Annotated in this window: 13 protein-coding genes; 8 read left to right on the top strand and 5 right to left on the bottom strand. The window is 49.1% G+C overall.

Annotated elements, in window-relative coordinates:
• The first annotated feature begins 201 nt into the window (after window positions 1–201).
• Window positions 202–4,188, top strand: a complete 3,987-nt coding sequence (locus M2277_RS09370) for a glycoside hydrolase family 10 protein (RefSeq protein WP_280754656.1) — start codon at window positions 202–204, stop codon at window positions 4,186–4,188.
• A 138-nt stretch (window positions 4,189–4,326) separates the two neighbouring features.
• Here M2277_RS09370 and M2277_RS09365 read toward each other — a convergent pair whose 3' ends face one another.
• Window positions 4,327–5,580, bottom strand: a complete 1,254-nt coding sequence (locus M2277_RS09365) for a mechanosensitive ion channel family protein (protein ID WP_006207686.1) — start codon at window positions 5,578–5,580, stop codon at window positions 4,327–4,329.
• 252 nt (window positions 5,581–5,832) lie between these two features.
• Between M2277_RS09365 and M2277_RS09360 the strand changes: the two genes are divergently transcribed.
• From M2277_RS09360 to M2277_RS09340, 5 genes are all read left to right on the top strand, one after another.
• Window positions 5,833–7,515: a sigma-54-dependent transcriptional regulator gene (locus M2277_RS09360; RefSeq protein WP_040680143.1), complete on the top strand. Its 1,683-nt coding sequence runs from the start codon at window positions 5,833–5,835 to the stop codon at window positions 7,513–7,515.
• 162 nt (window positions 7,516–7,677) lie between these two features.
• Window positions 7,678–8,661 (top strand): 2-keto-3-deoxygluconate permease, encoded by a 984-nt coding sequence (locus M2277_RS09355; RefSeq protein WP_006207684.1) that lies wholly within the window; start codon window positions 7,678–7,680, stop codon window positions 8,659–8,661.
• A gap of 53 nt (window positions 8,662–8,714) precedes the next feature.
• Window positions 8,715–10,010 (top strand): four-carbon acid sugar kinase family protein, encoded by a 1,296-nt coding sequence (locus tag M2277_RS09350; RefSeq protein WP_006207683.1) that lies wholly within the window; start codon window positions 8,715–8,717, stop codon window positions 10,008–10,010.
• Window positions 10,007–11,008: a 4-hydroxythreonine-4-phosphate dehydrogenase PdxA gene (pdxA, locus tag M2277_RS09345; RefSeq protein WP_006207682.1), complete on the top strand. Its 1,002-nt coding sequence runs from the start codon at window positions 10,007–10,009 to the stop codon at window positions 11,006–11,008. The genes M2277_RS09350 and pdxA overlap by 4 nt, the downstream gene beginning before the upstream one ends.
• Window positions 11,009–11,208: 200 nt before the next feature.
• Window positions 11,209–11,385, top strand: a complete 177-nt coding sequence (locus M2277_RS09340) for a hypothetical protein (RefSeq protein ID WP_006207681.1) — start codon at window positions 11,209–11,211, stop codon at window positions 11,383–11,385.
• 149 nt (window positions 11,386–11,534) lie between these two features.
• Here M2277_RS09340 and M2277_RS09335 read toward each other — a convergent pair whose 3' ends face one another.
• A complete protein-coding gene (locus M2277_RS09335) occupies window positions 11,535–15,185 on the bottom strand; it encodes an S-layer homology domain-containing protein (protein WP_280754655.1) in 3,651 nt (1,216 codons plus the stop codon).
• A gap of 232 nt (window positions 15,186–15,417) precedes the next feature.
• Between M2277_RS09335 and M2277_RS09330 the strand changes: the two genes are divergently transcribed.
• Together M2277_RS09330 and M2277_RS09325 are read left to right on the top strand one after the other, a co-directional pair.
• Window positions 15,418–18,357, top strand: coding sequence for a histidine kinase (locus M2277_RS09330; protein WP_280754654.1), 2,940 nt, complete (start codon window positions 15,418–15,420; stop codon window positions 18,355–18,357).
• Complete coding sequence (locus tag M2277_RS09325; protein WP_280754653.1) at window positions 18,357–19,127, top strand: response regulator; 771 nt, start codon at window positions 18,357–18,359, stop codon at window positions 19,125–19,127. Before M2277_RS09330 ends, M2277_RS09325 begins: the two co-directional genes overlap by 1 nt.
• 178 nt (window positions 19,128–19,305) lie before the next feature.
• Here M2277_RS09325 and M2277_RS09320 read toward each other — a convergent pair whose 3' ends face one another.
• From M2277_RS09320 to M2277_RS09310, 3 genes are read right to left on the bottom strand one after another with little or no spacing between them, the layout of a single operon-like run.
• Window positions 19,306–20,115: a hypothetical protein gene (locus M2277_RS09320; protein ID WP_280754652.1), complete on the bottom strand. Its 810-nt coding sequence runs from the start codon at window positions 20,113–20,115 to the stop codon at window positions 19,306–19,308.
• A 24-nt stretch (window positions 20,116–20,139) separates the two neighbouring features.
• Entirely contained in the window at window positions 20,140–20,613 is a 474-nt protein-coding gene (locus tag M2277_RS09315) for a DUF5381 family protein (protein ID WP_280754651.1), read from the bottom strand.
• Window positions 20,614–20,633: 20 nt separating this feature from the next.
• The gene (locus M2277_RS09310) at window positions 20,634–21,665 is read right to left on the bottom strand and encodes a WXG100 family type VII secretion target (protein ID WP_076152520.1); all 1,032 of its coding nucleotides are present in this window, start codon (window positions 21,663–21,665) and stop codon (window positions 20,634–20,636) included.
• Window positions 21,666–21,876: the final 211 nt, after the last annotated feature.

Genomic DNA, 21,876 nt, shown 5'->3' with positions numbered 1-21,876 from the left:
TATATCATATCCGGTCTGTGTGGCAATCGGATCGGGGAAATGGCAGCAAAAGATATTTAAAAAGCAAAGGATCATCTTTAATTTACAATAAGACTCGCACTCCTGCCGGATGATAAAATTGGGAAAAGGAAAGGAGGTCTCTCACCACATTATGTAAGCGCTTAAATTAATTCATTCATCACGATAAAGGGAGGACAGTAAATGAATAAATGGACCCAACAAGTCATCTCGATGATGACCGCGGCAGCTTTGCTCATACCTTCAGGCTGGTATGCTTCGGACGTAAACGCGGATGCACAGGCATCACCAAATATCGAGACCGTATATCATGAAAGCTTTGAGACCGGAGTTGGAAAAGCCGTGCAATCTGGCAGTGCCAGCTTAACGCACGTTGCCGACAAAGCGTTTGAAGGGAATGATGACGGCGGGGCTCTGTATGTGAGCAATAGAGCAAACAACTGGGATGCCGTTGACTTCAAATATGCCGACATCGGCTTGAAGAATGGCGAGACGTATACGGTAACCGCATCCGTCTACGTGGACGCAGACGTGATCGTGCCAAGCGGCGCACAAGCGTTTTTGCAAACGGTAAACAGCTACGGCTGGCTGGACGGCAAGGATTTTACAGCCGGAAGCGCTGCCGTGCTTAGCAAGGAATTTACGGTGAATACCGGGACGGATTCAGCCCTGCGGATTCAATCCAACGATGAAGGGAAGGCCGTTCCGTTTTACCTCGGAGATGTACGCATTACCAAGAAAGTGACTCCCGGCGGCGGTGAGGAGGAATTACCGAGAGACCCCGCCCTGCCTTTCACCACCATCGACTTTGAAAACCAAACGACAGGCGGCTTTGAAGGCAGGGCAGGCACCGAAACGCTGACCGTAACAGAGGAAGCCAACCATACGGAGGGCGGCTCGTACGCTTTGAAAGTCGAAGGCCGGACAACCTCATGGCATGGCCCTTCATTGCGAGTAGAGAAATACGTAGATAAGGGCAGCGAATATAAAATATCAGCATGGGTCAAATTGATTGAGCCCGCCAGCTCACAGCTTCAGCTGTCCACCCAGGTTGGCTCTGGAAGCAGTGCGAATTATGTAACTCTGGCACCCAAAACGATCAGTACCAGCGACGGATGGGTTCAATTTGAAGGAACTTACCGTTATAACAGTGTGGGGGACGAATACTTAACCATCTATGTAGAAAGCTCGAATAACGGGTCTGCATCCTTTTATATCGACGACATCAGCTTTACAGCAACAAGCGCGGGCCCCGTCGAAATCGAGAAGGACTTGATTCCCATCAAGCAGGCGTATCAGAACGAATTCCTGATCGGCAATGCCATCACGGCGGAGGATCTGGAAGGTGTGCGACTTGAGCTGTTATCCATGCACCACAATGTCGCCACGGCAGGCAACGCGATGAAGCCGGATGCGATGCAGCCGACAAGAGGCAATTTTACGTTTAGCTCAGCGGACGCCATGGTCGATAAAGTCCTGGCAGAAAATATGCAGATGCACGGACACGTGCTTGTCTGGCACCAGCAATCACCGGCGTGGATGAATACGGCGCAGGACGGACAAGGAAACTCTGTGCCGTTAAGCCGCGATGAAGCACTTGAGAATTTGCGGACGCATATCCGCACCGTCATGGAGCATTTTGGCGACAAGGTCATCTCTTGGGATGTCGTCAATGAAGCAATGAACGACAATCCGCCAAATCCGGCCGATTGGGAAGCTTCGCTCCGCCAATCCCCGTGGTATCAAGCCATTGGACCGGACTATGTCGAGCAGGCCTTCCTTGCGGCTAGGGAAGTGCTGGATGATCATCCCGAGTGGGATATCAAGCTTCATTACAACGATTACAACGAAGATAACCAGAACAAAGCTACTGCCATTTACAACATGGTAAAATCCATGAACGACAAATATGCAGAAACTCACCCAGGCAAATTGCTGGTTGACGGTGTCGGCATGCAAGGGCACTACAACATCAACACAAATCCGGAAAATGTTAAGCGGTCCCTGGAGAAGTTTATCTCCCTGGGTGTAGAGGTTACCATCAGCGAGCTGGACATCACCGCAGGAAGCGACTACCAGCTTCCCGAGCCGCTTGCGAATAAACAGGGCTATTTATACGCCCAATTGATGAAGATCTTCCGGGACCATGCGGACAGCATCAGCCGCGTGACCTTCTGGGGGATGGACGACAGCACAAGCTGGCGGGCTTCATCCAATCCATTGTTATTTGATAAGAACCTTAAGGCCAAGCCTGCCTACTACGGCGTCATTGATCCTGACACCTTTATCGAAGAGCATCAGCCCGGCTCCGAGAATGTCAACCAATCCAGTGCGGCGTATGGTACACCTACCATCGACGGGACCATCGATGCCCTGTGGAATCAGGCTCCCGCCATGCCGATCAATCGGTATCAGATGGCTTGGCAAGGTGCGACCGGCGTGGCAAAGGCGCTCTGGGATGAACACAATCTGTACGTACTGATTCAGGTTAGCGACGCGCAGCTGGATAAATCCAGCACCAACGTCTGGGAGCAGGACTCCGTCGAAATCTTCGTGGACCAAAACAATGCAAAAACGACATTTTACCAAGATGACGACGGGCAGTACCGAATCAACTTCGACAACGAAACTTCATTCAGCCCGCTGAAAATCGCCGAAGGCTTCGTATCGGCAACGCAGGTATCAGGCACCAACTATACCGTGGAAGCGAAGATTCCGCTCAAATCGATCACTCCGGCAAACGGAGTCAAAATCGGCTTCGACTCGCAAATCAACGACGCCAAGAGCGGCGCTCGCCAAAGTGTAGCTGCCTGGAATGATACAACCGGCAACGGTTATCAGGATCCATCCATATTCGGCGTGCTGACCCTTACCGGCAAACCCGGAAGTCCAGGCGGGAATGGCCCCGGCAGCGGGGACGGCGGCAGCGGTGGTCAGAATAACAGTGGCGGCAGCAGCAGTCATAGCAGCAATGGTGCCGGCAGCCCATCCGGCATCTCTGTGAGCGAAAATGGCGTAGTAACCATCAAGGCGGAAGTGAAGGTCATAGACGGACGCGCAGTGGCTGTCATTTCCAGTGACCTCCTGAAGAAAGCACTTGAGCAAGCTGCTCAAATGGTCAACGGCAAGAAACAGATTATTGTTGAGGTGACCCAACAGAACGATGTCGATTCATACGACATACAGCTGCCTAGCCAAAGCTTGAAGGGTCAGGAAGCCTTTGAGCTATTGCTGAAGACCGAACACGCGGTCCTTCATATTCCAAGCAACTTGCTTTCGAGTACAGCGGATCTCGCTGAGCCCGTGTCCGTTCGCATCGGCACAGCCTCTACAGCCCCAATGAGCGCAGCGGACAGAGAACGGGTTGGCACCCGTCCGGTGATCCAGCTGGAACTGCTGGCAGGCGGCCATGTCATCGACTGGAACAATCCCAAGGCACCCGTAACAGTAGAAATTCCTTACGCGCCGGCTGTGACGGAACGGATTCATTCCGATCACATCGTGGTGTGGTATATCGATGGCAATGGCAAGGTTCATCCTATTCCAAATAGCCGATATGATGCGGGATCTGGCAGGGCTATTTTCCATACAACCCATTTTAGCACCTTCGCGGTAGCCTATGTGTCCCACGCGTTCGGAGATCTGGCAAGCGTCCCTTGGGCGAAGGATGCCATTATGCACATGGCGGCACGCGATGTCATCAAGGGTACAACTGCGAGCAGCTTCTCCCCGGAGACCTTTATCACGAGAGTTGACTTTGCAGCGCTGTTGGTTCGGGCTCTGGAATTGCAGAGCAGCGGAAACCCTGCGGCTGCCTTTAACGATATCGAGCCAAGCGCTTATTACAGAGACGCCATAGACACTGCGCTTTCCCTTGGCCTCGTGAATGGATTCAAGGACCAGACCTTCAGACCAAACAGCCCCATTTCCCGGCAAGATATGATGTCGATGGCAGCACGGGCATTGTCTGCAGCCGGCAAGAAAGCCGAGGGCAGCGGAAGCTTGGACGGGTATCTGGATGCAGCAAGCATCTCTGGCTATGCCATGGACAGCGTTGCGGCCTTAGTGAAGTCCGGAATCGTAAACGGCAAGAACGGCAAGATCGCTCCGCATGACTCGCTCACCCGCGCGGAAGCGGCGGTGATTTTGCACCGGATTTGGAACCTGTAATGCAGCGATAGAACCTTCATAAACAGAAGCAGACGCCAGTCGATGACTGGCGTCTGCTGTATTTTCAGCACACAATGCAAACCGTTATCCTAAAGCTTACATGTCTCTTTGACGATCTGCGATCTTGGTTTTGGTATCTCAATATCCTCGCGAATACTCTGGACTTTCTTTCAGTTGGACTATATCATGGCCCGTCGGATTCTGGAAGGCACGAAGCCCGAATGTCGGGGCGACGGCAAAAATATGATCAAAAATATCGGCCTGAATCGATTCATACACTGCCCAGTTGATATCATTGGTGAAAGTGTAGATTTCCAGTGGCAGTCCATTATCTCCCGGCGCCAGCTGTCTGACAATCAGCGTCATATCCTTATGAATTTTCGGATGATTTCTTAGATATTGATGGATATATTCTCTGAACACACCTACATTCGTAAGCTGTCTGCCGTTCACTTTGCTATCCGTATTAATCTGATGCTCCATGTTATAAGCGTTAATTTCATTTAATCTGGTCGTGACATAATCGCTAAGGTAGTGAATCTTCTGAAATTCCTCAATCATGTCCTGAGTACAGAAGCTTATGCTGCTCGTATCAATGTAGAAGCTGCGCTTAATCCTTCTGCCGCCGGATACCTGCATGCCTCTCCAATTCTTGAACGAGTCCGAGATGAGGGCATAGCTCGGAATCATCGTGATCGTTTTATCGAAATTCATCACCTTTACGGTGTTCAAGGTAATGTCGATGACGTCACCGTCCGCATTATATTTGGGCATTTCAATCCAGTCGCCTACGCGTACCATATCATTCGATGATAGCTGAATGCCTGCTACCAGACCTAGTATGGAATCCTTGAAGACCAGCATCAGAACAGCCGATAAGGCACCCAGCCCACTGAGAATGATCAACGGATTCTGACCGATCAGGTTCGAGATCACCACAATGCCGCCGATGATGAACAGAATGATGTTCGCCACCTGAATGTATCCCTTGATCGGTCTGATCTTGGAGATTTCAAACGAACGATAAATCGCGTCAAAGGCGTTGAGCAGCGCATTAAATACCATGATGGTTACGATAATCATATACGTCATGGCCGCTTTTTCAATCAGAACCTGGTACGAGGGAAAGATGGATGCCGAGAAATAGATGATGATGGCCGGCACCAAATGCGACAGCTTGTGGAACACCTTTTTCTCCACAATGATGTTGTCCCATGTGTAGCGATTGCTGTTGACGATATGTATAATCGTCTTCAGTACGATTTTTTTAGTTATGATATTTGCCAGAATTGAGATCAATGCGATAAATAAGACCATGATCATACTCGAAAGATACACAATGGTCTGTTCACTCATGCCATATCCGTCTAGTTGATTTTTGATAAAATCCATTGGTTCCTCCTACCGCTGTTTATATTAGCCTATTATTATAGAATAGATTCCAGCACGAAGCAAAAGAACAAAAATTCCCATCCGCGACCTCATGTGGGTAATGAACATACAGGTTCAATATCCAGCAGCGGAGATTCGCCATGCTTGCAGGGTGCGATTCCGATATAAGTTGGCTATAATGGAGGTACGCGCCTGCATCTCGCAAGAACGAGGTACACGGCCAATTGATTTATACAAAAAGGCAGGATAAATATGAGTATACATGTCCATATGATTGCTCCATATGAAGCGATGATTCCCGTAATACAAGAGTGTATTCCCCATTTTCCCGAACTAGACATTCAGTATGCGGTCGGCGATTTGATGAAAGGGGCTGAGCTGGCAGCCCATGCTGAGAAAAACGGAGCCGAAGTCATTATCAGCCGCGGCGGAACGGCGCAGCGCATCAAGGACGCCGTCACGATTCCCGTCATTGACATCCACCTGTCGGGATACGACATGATCCGTTCTCTCACGCTGGCGAGTCAGTTTAACGGAAAAACAGCCATCGTGGGCTTTTCCAATATTACTTCCGGCGCACAATCGATTATTGAGCTGATGGATTTGCCATTAAAGGTATACACCATCCATAGCTCCGAAGACGTTGCCAGATTACTGCTGGAGCTGAAGTCTGACGGCTACCGCCAGATTGTCGGCGATGTCATCACCGTGAATACAGCCCAGGCATACGGCTTAAAGGGCTTGTTAATCCATTCAGGCAAAGAATCGATCATAAGAGCTCTGGAGGATGCCCAGCTTATCTATCGCTATCTCAGCAAAAGCAACGTCGTTTCCATGATACTGAACGATCTCGTTACACTGGAGCATCCCAATCTCGTTATTCTGAACGATCGGAATGAGGTCATATTTGAGCGATTGACGGATTTTGACCACAGCCCTTTGACGGACCATCATATTTTTCTGACTAATACCAGCCTGGAATTCCACAAATCCAAAATTCAGAATATGTTCATGGTCGATGATTTCCAGTTGGCGGTCACAGCTTATGAAACAACCTTGAATCATATAAGTTATAAAGTATACACGCTGGAAAAAGAACAGCCTTATGCGTTTGCGCAGACAGGCGTAAAGGCATATCAAGAAGCACTAGCCGAACCTGTTGTCGCGGAATCCCCCGCTATGCGCAGGGCATTGGACCATATCCAAGCGCTCTATCAGCACCATGAGCCCATTCATCTGCTTGGGGAGAAGGATACGGGGAAGTCCTTCCTTGTTCAATATTTTCATCAGTTGTACTCGGACGGCGGCTTGCTGCTTCAGATCGATATGGCCCAAATCTCCCCGGATCAGTTAGAGAAAATTCCGTTGTCCAACGTTCGCAATGTGGAATTCATCCATATCGAACAAAGCGTACCTGATCCTCGTTTTGCTGCATTCGTTCAGGCCTGCCTTCCTAGGCAGATCGGCGTATTCATGCTCAGTGAACAGCAGCTTGACCAAGCCGGAACCGGACATATACAGCTCAATACAGTCATCATGCCGCCCCTGTCTGACCGATTGGATGACCTCCCTTCGCTCATTCAGCATTTTCTAAGCCGATACCATCAAAAATACGGAACCAATGCAGTAAAAATAAAGGATGACGCATTGCAGCTGATACGGCAGTCCGCTTCGTTTATGACAATCGGCCAATTAAAACAGCTCATCAAGCAAGCGGCCCTGAACGAGACGGATTACGTGATTTCAGCCGAAACCTTATCTCGCCTGCTGGATGGGTATTCTGCCTCAAACCCTATCCAGCTTGAAGGAACCCTAAAAGAGATCGAGAAAGAAATCATTCAACATGTACTCCGTGAGGAGAATAATAATCAATCAAAGGCGGCAGAACGATTAGGGATTAATCGGGCCACGCTTTGGCGCAAACTTAAAGAATGAATTTAAGTTTGCGTCTTTTTTTCGTTATATATGTTGCAATTTTAAACAGTTAGATAAAATTTTATTATTTACATAAATTATATGTTGCTAAAATAAGCAATATGGACTAGTATAATGACTGCAAGCGCTTCAATAAAACGATTACATTAAGGAGCTAATACTATGAAAATCAAAGCGACATTAGATCGTATCCCTGGCGGTATGATGGTTGTTCCCCTCCTCGTCGGAGCGTGCTTCAATACATTCGCACCTAATGCTTTGCGCATCGGCGGTTTCACGGAGGCTTTATTCGTGAACAGCTCGAGTACACTCATTGCCCTGTTCCTGCTGATTGCCGGAACGCAAATCACGTTTAAAACAGCAGGGTCCTCTGTTGGTAAGGGTGTCACACTGCTGGTGTTTAAATGGGCTATCGGTGCACTATTAGGATTGATCGCCATTATGTTTGCCGATTCCAATGGATTATTCCTGGGTCTTGCCCCTCTTGCCATTATCGCCGCGATGACAAATTCCAACGGCGGACTGTATATAGCGCTAGCCGGACAATATGGAAAAGAGGATGACAAGGCTGCTTATCCTTTCCTTGCTTTAAGCGACGGACCGTTCTTGACGATGGTGGCCCTCTCGATCTTCGGCGCTATGGGTTTTGCCAACGGCATGTTCTCGCCGATGTCTTTTGTTGCGGTACTGCTTCCCCTGCTCGTCGGTGTCGTGATCGGGAACCTGGACCGCGATATGGCCGATTGGCTGCATAAAGGCAGTGACAAGCTGGTTCCTTTCTTCGCTTTCTCGCTGGGTATGGGCATCAATTTCTCGTCCATCATTCAGGGTGGACTGAGCGGCATCCTGCTTGGGGTGATGACCGTATTGATTACGGGCGGCATTGGATTCCTTCTCTTCAGAGCCATCGGCTGGAACCCGATTGTCGGTGCTTCGGAAGGCTCCACAGCCGGTAACGCAGTTGGAACGCCGGCTGCAATTTTGGCTGCCAACGCCTCATTCGCTCCCATCGCTGAACTTGCAACTGTACAAATCGCCGCGAGTGTCGTGACCACGGCCATCCTACTGCCGATCTTTATCGGCTTCCTGTCCAAGAGATTGGAGAAATCAGGCGGCGTAGCCAAATACAATAATCCAACATCATAGAGGTTTTTTTAAGAACCCCTCTATCCATCAGCTTTTTAAGAGGAGGCAGCAGCATGAAATTAGCTATTATCGCAGATGATTTGACAGGTGCCAATGACAGCGGGGTCCAACTCGCCCGTCATGGCTTGAAAACAAGTGTGTTATTCGATATGGACGAAGATAATATTCATCACTATGATGCTGTTGTCTTCGATACGGACAGTCGTTCCATTACATCAGAGGAGGCATATCGGCGAGTAAGCCGAGCCGCCCAATTTTTAACGGATGCCGGGTTTGACACGATTTTCAAAAAAATGGACTCCACCATGCGCGGCAATATCGGGATCGAGATCGATGCCCTGTACGACATAGTGAAGCCTGACTTCATGATGATCGTCCCGGGTTATCCCAAAAACAATCGCACCATTCTAGATGGCACTCATTATCTGAATGGCGTGCCGCTGGCAGAGACGGAGATTGCCAACGATCCCAAGACACCGGTCACCCATTCCTATCTGCCGGACCTGCTTCAATTGCAGACCAAACATGCCGTCGGCGTGATTTCAGTCCGCGATCTGAACGCTGGCAGGGACCATATTAAGAATAAGTTAAAGGAATGGATAGAACAGGATATCCCGTATGTGCTGGTGGACTCCACGGAAGAAGCGCATTTAGAGCAGATCCTGCGAATAACCAAACAACTGGACTATGACTTCGCATGGGCTGGATCTGCAGGCATTGCCAACTATCTTCCTTCTCATTACGATATTTCGAGCCGTCCTGTCGAGCTCACCATCAAGCAAAATCAGGGGCCAATCCTTACCGTCGTGGGCAGCGTGAACAAGAATTCCCGCGCACAGCTTAAACTGCTGCTTGAACAAACCGATGTTTATCCGGTACCATTCAGCTCCTACAAGGCTGTATCCGCGCAAACAGAGCGCGATGAGGAAATCCAGCGCGTGTATGAAGAAGTGAAGACCCAGGCACTGCAAGGCAAGGACATCGTCATCTACTCAACCGCAGAGCAGTCTGATGTTGACCAAGCACGAGCAGTTGGTGAGACTAGAGGACTTAATCACACCGAGGTCAGCAATGAGATTGTGCGCGCCATTGGTGAAATCTGCGCCAAGCTGCTGGAGAACGGGTATTTCCAGGGTGTATCCATGACTGGCGGAGATACCGCCAAGCAGATCTGCATGAAATGGAAGATTAGCGGCTTTGAATTGTTGGACGAGCTTGAGATTGGCGTGCCGATCTCGAAATTTTTAAGCGTTGACGACCTGTATGTCATCACCAAGGCAGGCGGATTCGGCAAACCGGACGTATTTATCCACGCGATTCATAAGTTAAAAGGAGGTCATACCGCATGAAACCGACCGTTGGAATTACGATGGGCGATGCCGCAGGCATCGGACCCGAGATTATTATGAAGGCACTCTCCCATCAGGAGATGTACGATAACTGCAATCCACTTGTTATTGGAGATGCAAAAATTTTAGAGCGGGTACTGCCCATTATCGGTTCAGACTTACAGGTACGCGCCATTCAGGATCCATCCGAGGCCAAATATGAATTTGGCACCGTGGATGTTATCGATCTGGATCTCGTTCCGGCCGACCTTAAATTCGGCGAAGTATCCGCTATTGCGGGAGATGCAGCCTTTCAATTCCTGGCTAGAGCGATCGAGCTGGCGAAACAGCACAAGATCCACTCCATCTGCACAGCTCCACTGAACAAGGAAGCTTTACATCAAGGCGGGCATCTGTATCCCGGTCACACCGAGATCCTGGCGGACCTCACCGATACAACAGATTTCTCGATGATGCTGACAACGCCGAACTTACGGGTGATTCACCTGACTACACATATGGGGTTGATCGAAGCCATTCAGAGCATCACCCCGGAAAGAACGTATACCGTCGTCAAGCTGGCTCACGATACTCTGAAAAAAGCCGGTTTCGACAATCCAAGAGTGGCCGTCTGCGGAATCAACCCGCATGCGGGCGAGAACGGGCTCTTCGGCAACGGAGAAGAAGAGAAACAACTGCAGCCGGGCATCGAGCGCGCCCAGCAGGAAGGCATTAACGTTGTGGGCCCCCTGCCTGCGGACACCTTATTCTTCAGAGCAGGCAGAGGCGATTTCGATATCGTGGTTGCTTGCTACCATGACCAGGGACATGCCCCCATCAAGGTCATGGGCATCGAAGAAGGCGTGAACATCACGGTCGGACTGAAGGGCGGCATCATCCGCACCTCGGTCGACCATGGCACCGCCTTCGATATTGCCGGGAAGAATATCGCCGACGACAAGAGCATGCTCGCCGCGATTCGCTCGGCCATTGAGCTGGCTCCGAAGGATTGGATTTAGTCGAGTGACGATTTGAAGATGTCACATGTGGAAGACCCGGCCTCTGCCGGGTCTTTTTTTGCTGTTTTTTTTGCTGCACACAATAACGGTTTCTGCCGCTTGCCCTCAATTCAGGCCAATGCGGTAACCACGAATAACCGAATACCAGCCAGCACATACTAAACATCACAATCGATTCCAGTACAAGGAGGACCTTTCCATTGAGCGACCATCAACCGGACAAGAACCTGATCAACACGGTGAAAGACCTCGAAGCGACACCCGTGAACAGCCTGGAGGCCCAGCAGCAGCAGCAGGCCCGCAATGATCGCCGGAAGCAAGCCCAGCATGACAGCAACGGCAAGTACAAGGAGAATGAATCCAAGAACTATCATTAACCGCGTTGTGACCATATGGGCTTCTATACATGCCAATCCCCCTTCATATTACACGTCAAAAAAGCGGCCCGTTAGGGACGCTTTTTTATTTGGCTTAAACGCTTATTCTTTTGTAGTTACATGCTCATACAAATCGCCGCCACTGCTTTCTATTCCTTCCAATTCTCAACTCCGGTTTCGAGCTGCTCGAACGAATGCGGAATCGAAGCTTCCATGATGTCGGAATAGTAGTCATGTCCTTCCGGAACATCGGTCCATTTCGGTTCAACCTTGATATCCCAAGGCTTACGATCCAGCAGCTGGTTAAGGATCCGAATGACCTCTACCCTTGTAATGGATTGGTTCGGATTGAAGGACTTCTCCGTAAAATCGAACAGCACTCCTTGCTCCTGAGCCGTTGCGATGGCTGTCTCAGCCCAGTGTCCCGTTACGTCCGTATATGTGCTTTCCTGTACGGCATCCCATTGGTACACATTCATAAGGATCTGCGCAAATTCAGCCCGCGTGATCTGTTTCTTCGGTTTGAACGTGTTGTCGCTAAAACCGACCATCCATTTATTATGAGTTGCCGTCGTGATGGCGTTCATTGCCCAATGTTTTGCAGTTACATCTGAATAGGATACTTTGTTGGCTCCCGCTTCAGCTGTATACAAACGGGACAGGATCGCAGCCATCTCTGAACGGATAATTCCGCGGTCCGCTTGGAACGTGCCGTCTGGATATCCGACCATGTAAGCACGATGATCGCCTGAAGCCTTCACTTTCGGCTGTGCAGAGAAACTGAATTTCACGATGGTATCACCGACGTGGATGACTCCGTCCTTAATGTAGCTGTCATTCCCGAAGCGCTCTTCACGCTTGTCATTACGGCTGTCAAACACGATGTAACCATTCTTCTCGCCTAGGAAATAGTAATCGCCATCTGCGTAAACCATCCAGCCGTATTGGCCACTGTCAGAGCTGCTCTGCGGGTTGTGGTTTTTGTTCGGCGAAAAATCCGGAAGCTCCGGCAGTTGAACAACCGTTCCCGGCACTCTGCCTTTGGAACGATTCAGCTCCGTATCTGCCCAATACAACTGCATATTCACTCCTGCAACCGGCTGACTTGTCACCTTATCGAGAATCGTGCCATATGGATCGACCAGATCAACCGATAGCTTTGCATTACCATTGCTGTCAACGCTTAACTTGCCGGCAGGGCCCGCCAGCTTCTCTCCGTTAGGTGCGATTACATTCAGCGACAATGTATACTCGCCGGCAGCAACTTTCGGAAGCGTAAAGCTGCCGTCCTGGTTCATTACGATACTCGGCAGATTCAGCTCTTGCCCGGTTGCCGACTTTATTTTCCCGGATACTTTTAAGTTGTCGCCGACAAGCTTCGTAATTTTCTCCTGAACGACTTTGCCCCCGTTCGCTTGGTCGGAAACAACCACTTCCGCTTTCATTGTGGCTGCAGGTTGTTGTTGTACAACGCCCGTGTTCCCTGCAGGTGGAGTTTCTTCCAGTACCGCAGGCGCGTGAGGTTTGACGCTGACCACATTGGACACGCCTGCATGTGGACCCGATTCAACGATTAATCGGAAATAGTAGGTTTCACGGCTGGATAAACCGGCTATGGTTGCACTTGTGGAGCCGCTATCCAGCGTCTCTAATGGGCTAACCGGTGTGAAGGTAGTACCGTCTGTAGATCGTTCAATTACAATGCTTGATGCCCCCGTTAGAGCAGGGAAATTCAATGTCACTTGTCCGATGCCTGCAACGGCCGACAACGTGGTGATCGGTTCCGAAGGCAACGCTTCGACCACATTGGATACGCCTGCATACGGACCTGATCCGACGTTCAATCGGAAATAATAGATTTCGCCGTTCGTTAATCCGGTCAAGGTTGCACTCGTTGAAGCCGCATCCAGCGGCTCTGATGGGCTAACCGGTGTAAAGGTAGTTCCATCGGTAGATTGTTCAACAACAATGCTTGATGCCCCTGTTAGAGCAGGGAAATTCAACGTCACCTGCCCGCTGCCTGCAACGGCCGACAACGTGGTTAACGATTTCGAAGGCGAAGCCTGGACCACATTGGATATGCCGTCATATAGCCCCGATTCAACGTTTAGCCGGAAATGGTAGGTTTCACCGTTCGTTAACCCGGTTACTGTTGCGCTTGTAGAAGTCGCATCCAACGTCTCCAAAGGGCTAACCGGCGTAAAGGTGGTTCCATCAATAGATTGTTCAACAACGATGTTCGATGCCCCCGTTAGAGCAGGGAATTTCAATGTCACTTCCCCATTGCCAGAAGCGGCGGTCAACGTGCCTAAAGGAGCCGGATCAGCCGCATTCACATACACGGTGAATGTCTTCTCGCTTGTAAGCCCGTCCTTGGTGATGGTTGCCGTCAAGGTCACGTAAGTTCCCGACTGGGTGATAACCGGTCTGGTTACGGTTCCGTCGGGCGCGATGATCGACGGCTGGTCAGAGGACCAGACGGTAGTTACGTCATCGTCCTGCTGCAGGGTAAGATTGTTTTTTACCGAGTTTTTGGTGTCGCCGGGCTGAAACCGGATATCGGTATTGCTCTCTGCCTCTTCGATGTCCAGAATAGCCGCTTTATAATCTGTAATCAGTTGATCTGCGATACGATCGGCAATCTCTTGAATGATATCGGCGCTGGATTTGTCGGAATGGATATGTAGTCCGCCGCCTGTAATGCCGTCGATAAACGTTTGGTCGATGTCCGCATACGTGGCGCTGGTTACACCAACATATTGTGCACCGGTGTTATTGAACGAGTTTGTCAGATTGGATTGATTCGAGCCCCCGTCCAAATCCCCGCGAGGGTCATCGTTAATGTTCACGACATAGCGCAGTGGCGACGTTCCCCAAAGGATATTATCCGCAGCCACATCCAGTGTCTTGCTCGACGTTGAATACAACTTCATATTATCAAATGAAAAAATCGAGATGATCTCGCAGCCATGGCCGATATGACTAACAATGGGCCCAAATTCATTCCCGTAAACATCCGGAAGGGTTAAATTCCGAATGATCTGGTCGCCATTATCCCACATGCTCAGCGTGGTGTCCGTTGCTACGATTTTGATGCTGTGATGAGTGGATGCCCCTTTCGGAAAACTTCCGATCGAGGTAACGCCTGTCATCGAACTCAAATCTCTTCCCGTCTCATGATGCAGCGCGGATGCATCCACACCATTGATTTTATATACCTTGACGGCGCCTTGAACATATAAAATCGAATAACCGCTCAACTTTCCGTTGCCATCGATCTGCGTATTAAATAGAAAACCGCCGCCTTCCATGCTGTGGTAATCCACTTTGGATTCGTCCATGTCGAAGGTAATGATCTTTTTGCCCGAAGGGCTTCCCTGCGTCAGCATGTAATCCTTATAAGCAGGCGAGGTATAACCATAGAAGGTTAACGTGCCGCCATTGTTGGAAATTTGAACATGATTGTAATCGGCGGTTTCAACCGCCGGGCGAGTGGCATAAGGTCCGCCTATATACCAGCTGTCATAACCGTTATGGACATACGTCGTATCCGTTACCGTTGCCCGGTCTGCACTCGCGTCCATGATCGACACATATTTGGGATTTACGCCTTCCGCTATCAGCCTGGCTTTAATCGCATCATTTAATTGGCTCTCAAAATCACTAGAATCATAGATGCTCGTCCCAGCATTATAGTAGACCTCTGCTACCGGCGAGAGCGCATATGCCATCGGCATATTCGTAACAATTAACAGTGCTGCCACTATCATGGATATGATTTTTTTCTTCAACTGTTTCACCCATCCTGTAAGTTTAGTAACCGTCTGACATTCTACACCGACATGTGACCCCTTATCCCCATTTTTGAATAAATTGTGCGGATAACACCCTCCAGCAGATCAGATTGTAAAAAATGTAATTCCAACATATCAGAAGCATCTCTCAAAAATCTCTCAAATTCGACTTCGATCGACAGGTAGATTTTTGAGAGATCTTTGCCATATGATAGAGTCCATAGGGGTGTGACTATACATGAAGAAATGGATTGGTTGTCTGGGTGCCATATGTGCCCTAATCGCCATTCTCTATATGATCTTTAGCGATCAGGATACAGGTGCCGTCAAAATCAAAGCCGTAAACGGCGTGCTTGACCTGCGAGAGCTCAAGGAGACATCGTTTGTCTCGTTAGCAGGCGATTGGAAATTCACCGGCGAAGCTTTTGTTGCCCCGACAGACTTTTCCAGTGAAGCCGAACATCTGCCGGTACCCGGTCCCTGGGCATCGGAGGTCGAGTGGGGCTCCTATCAATTAATGGTATATCTGCCGGACCACTGGTCGGGAGAGATCGGTCTCCGCGTTCGCAATATCTGGTCCGCTCACACCATCTATGTGGATGGAGTAGCCCTTTCGAAAATAGGAACCGTGGCAGCAACCAAACAAGCGACAACACCGGACAATCCATCCTATGAAGCGTACTTTAAACCGGACAGCCGGCAGCTCCTTATCACCATTCACGCATCCAACTTCTACAATACGAGAGGCGGCATCGTCCTGCCGATTGATTTCGGCGACGCCGAACTGATGAAGGAAGACGTGCAGCGGGATCTGTCCCTGGAGTGGACAGCTACCTTATGTTTGCTGCTGTTCAGCATGTTCCATATGACAATCTACCTGCTGCGAACAAAGGACGAAGCCTTCTTGTACAGCGGGCTGCACTTTCTGCTATTGGCCCTGGTTATCGTGCTGCGAGGGGAACGGCTATTCATTCGGGAGTTCCCCTCGTTTCCTTTTGAGCTCTATTTTCGGCTGCAGGATACCTTTACCTTCCTGGCCTCCATCCTGCTGATTGTCTTTATCGTCAAAATGATTCCTTCCATCATGAGTCGAAAGACGATGTATCTGCTGTTTCTGCCGATCCTGGCCTATGCATTCTTCAATGCGGTTCTCCCGGCCAGAACCCTGTCGGTTACGCAGTACCCGCTCTTTTATTACAACGATGGATTCATCCTGGGCATTACTATTCGCATCTTCTATTTGACGCTTAAAAAGCGAATCAACATACGCCGAAATGAAGCAATCATCCTAATGTCCATGCTGCTGTTTCTTGCCGTATTTGCGATAAGCGCTTCATCGGACAATTTATTCTTTACCGGGCGAAATTACATGAACCGTATCGGGTTGGTCGGGTTTGTCATGACGATGAATGTTTTTCTCGGTATACGTCTGATGAACCGGGCTGAGGAATCGGAACAGCTGAGCACAAGGCTGCAGAAGGCAAACGATGCGAAGGATGCCTTCCTGAAAGTCACGACCCAGGACTTGCAGAGGCCATTGCACGATGCCATCCATCTCGTGGGAGCCATGAATCGGGAGCCCGATCGCGAGAAGCAAGGCCAGCAATTGTACTTGGCTGAGCAGCTAATGGGGAACATGGTTTATTTATTGAGGGATCTGCATGATTTTACCCGTCTTCGATTTGATGATTATGCGATCCAGCTTAAGTCCACCAATCTTCGGATGGTCATGCTTCATGTCATTCAGCTGATGCAGTTTACCTTCACGAATAAAAAAATCGCAATCCATGAACAGATTCCGAAGCAGCTTTACGTATGGGCGGATGAGCAGCGCTTAACGCAAGTATTCATCCGGATCATGACAGAGATCTCTCACGATATCGCAGAAGACCGACTGACGATTGAAGCTATACAGGTGGGCACGGATATCCTGCTTAAAGTGACGTCAACCGGCGGATCAACGCCAGTGAATCGGGATCGCCCGCATTCTTCGGGACTCATGATGACAGAAGAACTTGTCCAACAGATGAACGGAAGCATCGCATATGAACGTTTGCAAGGCAGAATTCGCTTTACGGTCACACTGGCTTTCAGCGAATGTAAAGAGCCGGTTACCACAGCCGAATATGAATACAACCTGGAGTCTGCGGCACACGCAGAAGATCGGGATCTGGGAACACTCCTGATTGTCGATGACGATGCGATGCATGCGGAGGTCATGAGGGACATGCTGGGGGATGCCTACCGGGTACGAATCGCGTATACGGCTCAAGAAGCGCTTGATTATTATAGGAATCATCCAAAAATCGCGATGATGATCATGGATGATATCATTCCTGGCGACATGAATAGTCTGGAGCTGCTTCAACAAATCCGTACTCAGGCATCCGTAATGGACCTGCCGATCTTAATGATGATTTCTTCCGAGTATCCCAGACATATCGAAATGATTTTCGCTGCTGGCGCCAATGATTATTTACTGAAGCCTTTTTCCAAAGAGACCTTGATGGCCCGCTTGAATGCCGCAGAACAAACGAAGCAGTCTATGCAGAAGGCGATTGAATATGAAATGGCCTTTCTGCAGACCCAAATCAAACCGCATTTTCTCTATAATGCGCTCAGCAACATCATTGCCTTTTGTTATACGGACGGGGAGCGTGCAGCCTATCTTCTAACGATGCTCAGCTCTTTCCTGCGTTATATATTTGAGACGAGCCGGGACGGACAATTCTCTACCCTGCAGAAGGAGCTGGAGATTATCGACGCCTATGTAGAGGTGGAAAAAGCCAGATTTGGCGAACGGTTAACCTTCGCTTATGACATCGAACCGTCCATTGCCGCGGAGCATGTTCTGATTCCGAGTCTGCTCCTGCAGCCTTTAGTCGAGAACGCGATTCGCCACGGCCTGTTCGACAAGGAAGGTCCGGGTCATGTTCAGGTCACGGTTTCCTTGCAGGGTTCCTGCTTGAATATCCGCGTCGCCGATGACGGGGTAGGTATGTCGGCCTTGCAATGCGCTCAATTAATGGGGGGAACGGCTGCCCATGCCGGAATCGGATTTACGAATGTACGTCGGCGCGTGCATGACCTATCCCAAGGGAGCCTGGAGATTGACTCCTCGCCGGGTAATGGAACAACCATTCAAATCATGATTCCCGTGAAGGAGGGACAAGGGTAATGTGGAAGATCATCATCGTGGAGGATGAGAAACCGATTCTGGGCCTGCATGCCCGATTGCTTGAAACGTATGGCCCGTTTCAAATTGTAGGCTGCTTCGAATCGCCATTTGATGCGCTGCAGGAAATACCCAAGCTGGATCTGGACGCACTCGTGCTCGACATTGAAATGCCGAGAATGACGGGACTTCAGCTGGCCCAGAACTTGGTGGAGAACGGGATCGACGTGCCTGTGATCTTCACGACCGCTCACCAGCAGTATGCCGTGCAGGCCTTTCGCGTGCAAGCCCTGGATTATCTCTTGAAACCGATGACCATGAATATGGTGAAGCAGCTGGATGAACGCCTTCAGAAGTATTATGGTCAGAGACCAAAGCCGATCCCTAATAATACACTCGATGTCCAGTTATACGGAGAAGCATCCGTTATGAGAGGAGACCAGCTTGTAAAATGGCCTACCCGCTTAACGGAGGAGCTGTTTTACTATTTGCTGCTTCATGAAAATAAGTTATGCCATAAATGGAGAATCATCGATGATCTCTGGACGAACGTAGAGGAGAAGCGAGCGCTGTCCAATTTGTATAATACGATTTATCGGATGCGTCAGCTGTTGATGGAACTGGATATTCCCATCGTCATCGAGCGAATGAATGAAGGTTACATCATGAATACAAACAACAGCATCGTTGTGAAATCGAAGGAAGGGCCGGATGCCCTTCTGCTGGAATCGAAAGGATATCTGTGGGCCTACGCTTTCGAATCCGCACGATAAGCAAAAACCACATTCGCATGCGGATGTGGTTTTTGCATTTTTCAAATCCGATCTCAATATCCTCGCGAATATTCCGGGCTTTCTTTGAGATGGACGATAGCAAGATATCCGCTTGAATCGATTCATACACTCCCCAGGCGGTCTTTCAAGATGAGCCGTACTAAACTTACCGTTTTACCTAAGCCAAAGTTGCAGCAAAAGAGCCCAGCGTCTTTCTGCATGCAGAGAAGGATTGCAGCTCAATGCAAATCTGTGGTTCCTCATTTCTGTCCGCTTCCTGATTACGTACAATCCAGACCCCTTCATTAGCAGGAAGCACAAACAAAATATCCTCGATTGCCGTCTGATTTCCGCTGCCAATTCTTATCGTGCTTAGATTGTCCATGGTACGGGCATTGTTTTGAAAATCCTGCTGCCATTTTGCAATCAGCTGCTGCTGGTCAGATGAAAGCTCATCATGAAGAGGGGAGGCAGGGAATTCACCAGATGTCAGCTGGTTCCACAATTCTTCAGTAATCACAACCTTGGATTCGGATAAAGTCGTCCCTTCGGCTTTCGAAGGCTCCACTCCATAGAAACGTACAAGTTCCTCTTCCCAATCCGCCGGCTCTGTCCAGGTTAGAAAATGAAGCGTATTATTGTCAGACAAGTGATACAAATACCGCTGCTGCAGCTCGTGGATCGTCAGTACTTTGTTAGAATTCCGATCCGTAATGCCTCTGAGCATATAATTGCTGTACAGCAAATGCTGAATCATTTGCGTAATTTCGGAAGGAAAACGAACCTCTCCGTTCTCTTCATCAATCGATTCTATAAAACCTTTGGACATCAAGCTATGTGTAGCGGCCTGAAACAAAAGCTCCCATCTGTCTTCAGACAGATCTCCATAATATGCCTTCATAAGTCCTGCAGCCATTTCCTCCCCTTGATGAACGGCCAAGGCGTAACCCAGCTCTTCTAATGAAAATATATAGGTATGCTTGCTCATGTAAGCAAATCCTCCAATACAAATCTATTTCGATTCCTTTCCGTTACGGCTGATCAGCCCCCGCAGGCGCTTCATGGCAGGTTGAATTTCGGTATCGGTCAACAAATAATACGTATTCACGGTCCAGGTCTCTCTGTTTTTCAAATGAAAAATCAGCACAGGAAATTTCGGAAGCAGCCACTTCCGAATGGAAGGGCCGCTGTAGCTGATGCTTGTAATCTCCGCCCAGGCTACGGTCCGCGTACCATCTGAAATGGAATTTTGATCGTAGGTGAGAAGCTGCGTATCTGATTTCAGCGCCTTTGGCAAGCTGACAACCAAATATCCTCCAAAAAAAGGAATTCCTATGATGGCTGATGTAATACAAAAAAACTTGCGAATAAAGGAAGTATCCATAAAAAAAGCTGCGTACAGCAGAAACAGGCAGGCCAGCACAAACAGTAAACTGCCAAGTGATTTGCCCCATGCCACGGATTTCCGATATGATATTGCGTTCATGATTTAGCGCCTTCCTGAAATTATTTGAACAGTCCGCTAATCCAGCGAACTCCTTTTTCGACCACTTTAGCTGCGCCATCACCGACAAAGGCTCCAACCGTACCGCCTACATAGGAACCGATGGCCGCACCAACCGGACCGCCAATCATCGCTCCGACGGCTCCGCCTGCTACAGCTCCGCCATAGGTGGCGGCTGTTTTTACAACAACGTTGGATGCGGCTACAGCTACTTCTTCCCCGTTAAGCTTGCCCTCACGATACTTACTGACAAGGCCGGAAGCCTCACCGATCACATTAAAGGTTGCGTTAATCGGGAATATCTTTTTAGCGATCATACCTGGGATTTTCTTGGTAGCGATCCCATATCTACCTTTTTCCACGCCGACTATGACCTGTCTAGTCCATTGAGGAAAATTCTTAGCTTGACTAAAGCCTAGCCCAAAATTGAGACCGAATTTGCTTGCCACTCTATCAAAGCCTTTGATTCCGTTCATCATGAAGCCTGGGTTCACAATTTGGCGATTTATGCCTCTTGCCAAGTTCTTCAAGAACGTATTGTTACCTTTGCCTTTAACCCATGGAGCATTATGAATTTTGGCTCGGGACGGATTTCTAGGATCTACTCTGAGTTGTACCGTCTTGGTTAAGACTAAGGAAGCACCCACAGAGCTGTAAAGGAGAGTTCCCCACTTTTCCAGATTATCTCTTGCTTCAAGCGAGCTGTCTAACACGTTCTGGGTTTGATCAATCGGATCGGTGACCGTCCTTGCCTGTAAAGAAACTTGAGTGGAATCGGTCTCTTTAAAACGGTTGACAATCGTATGTAATTCCGTGCTGACTGAACCCACCGCTGCGGTGAAATTATCCATTTGCTGACGGGCCAGCTGGAAATTTTGATAGAATTGTTGCCTTGTCGTACCTTCCCATCCACTTTCAAGAATTTGAATCTGCTGGGTAAGGTGGCTGCAAATTTGCACCCCGATCTCCCTGGCCTGTGCAAATTGTTGGGATATCTCCATAAGTCTTTCCGGAGGAACTAATATTTTACCCATGGCACTCACCTCAACAATATACAGATTAATGTAATTATTGTAGTAAAGGTCATCCATCTTCACAAAAGGAACAAGTAACAGAATAGTAAAAAATCGTTAGGACCTTGGGACCATTTTCCTTTTCCCCATAGTCGGAGGACAGAGCCAATTACGAATTCAAACCCATATCATTCAGTCAAAAGTAAAGTACCTTGTGCCAAATGGACTAAAT

Origin of the sequence: Paenibacillus sp. LBL (genome assembly GCF_029893715.1) — a bacterium.
In the GTDB taxonomy this organism is placed as follows: domain Bacteria; phylum Bacillota; class Bacilli; order Paenibacillales; family Paenibacillaceae; genus Paenibacillus_AQ; species Paenibacillus_AQ glucanolyticus.
Note: the sequence above shows the minus strand (reverse complement) of the source record. Positions and strands in the feature narration are given on the sequence as shown.

Excerpts from the sequence above, each read along its gene's own strand:
- M2277_RS09360 (WP_040680143.1), top strand. The coding sequence starts at position 5,833 with ATGAGTATACATGTCCATATGATTGCTCCATATGAAGCGATGATTCCC.
- M2277_RS09365 (WP_006207686.1), bottom strand. The coding sequence starts at position 5,580 with ATGGATTTTATCAAAAATCAACTAGACGGATATGGCATGAGTGAACAG.
- M2277_RS09350 (WP_006207683.1), top strand. The coding sequence starts at position 8,715 with ATGAAATTAGCTATTATCGCAGATGATTTGACAGGTGCCAATGACAGC.
- M2277_RS09310 (WP_076152520.1), bottom strand. The coding sequence starts at position 21,665 with ATGGGTAAAATATTAGTTCCTCCGGAAAGACTTATGGAGATATCCCAA.
- M2277_RS09315 (WP_280754651.1), bottom strand. The coding sequence starts at position 20,613 with ATGAACGCAATATCATATCGGAAATCCGTGGCATGGGGCAAATCACTT.
- M2277_RS09370 (WP_280754656.1), top strand. The coding sequence starts at position 202 with ATGAATAAATGGACCCAACAAGTCATCTCGATGATGACCGCGGCAGCT.
- M2277_RS09330 (WP_280754654.1), top strand. The coding sequence starts at position 15,418 with ATGAAGAAATGGATTGGTTGTCTGGGTGCCATATGTGCCCTAATCGCC.
- M2277_RS09325 (WP_280754653.1), top strand. The coding sequence starts at position 18,357 with ATGTGGAAGATCATCATCGTGGAGGATGAGAAACCGATTCTGGGCCTG.
- pdxA (WP_006207682.1), top strand. The coding sequence starts at position 10,007 with ATGAAACCGACCGTTGGAATTACGATGGGCGATGCCGCAGGCATCGGA.
- M2277_RS09320 (WP_280754652.1), bottom strand. The coding sequence starts at position 20,115 with ATGAGCAAGCATACCTATATATTTTCATTAGAAGAGCTGGGTTACGCC.
- M2277_RS09355 (WP_006207684.1), top strand. The coding sequence starts at position 7,678 with ATGAAAATCAAAGCGACATTAGATCGTATCCCTGGCGGTATGATGGTT.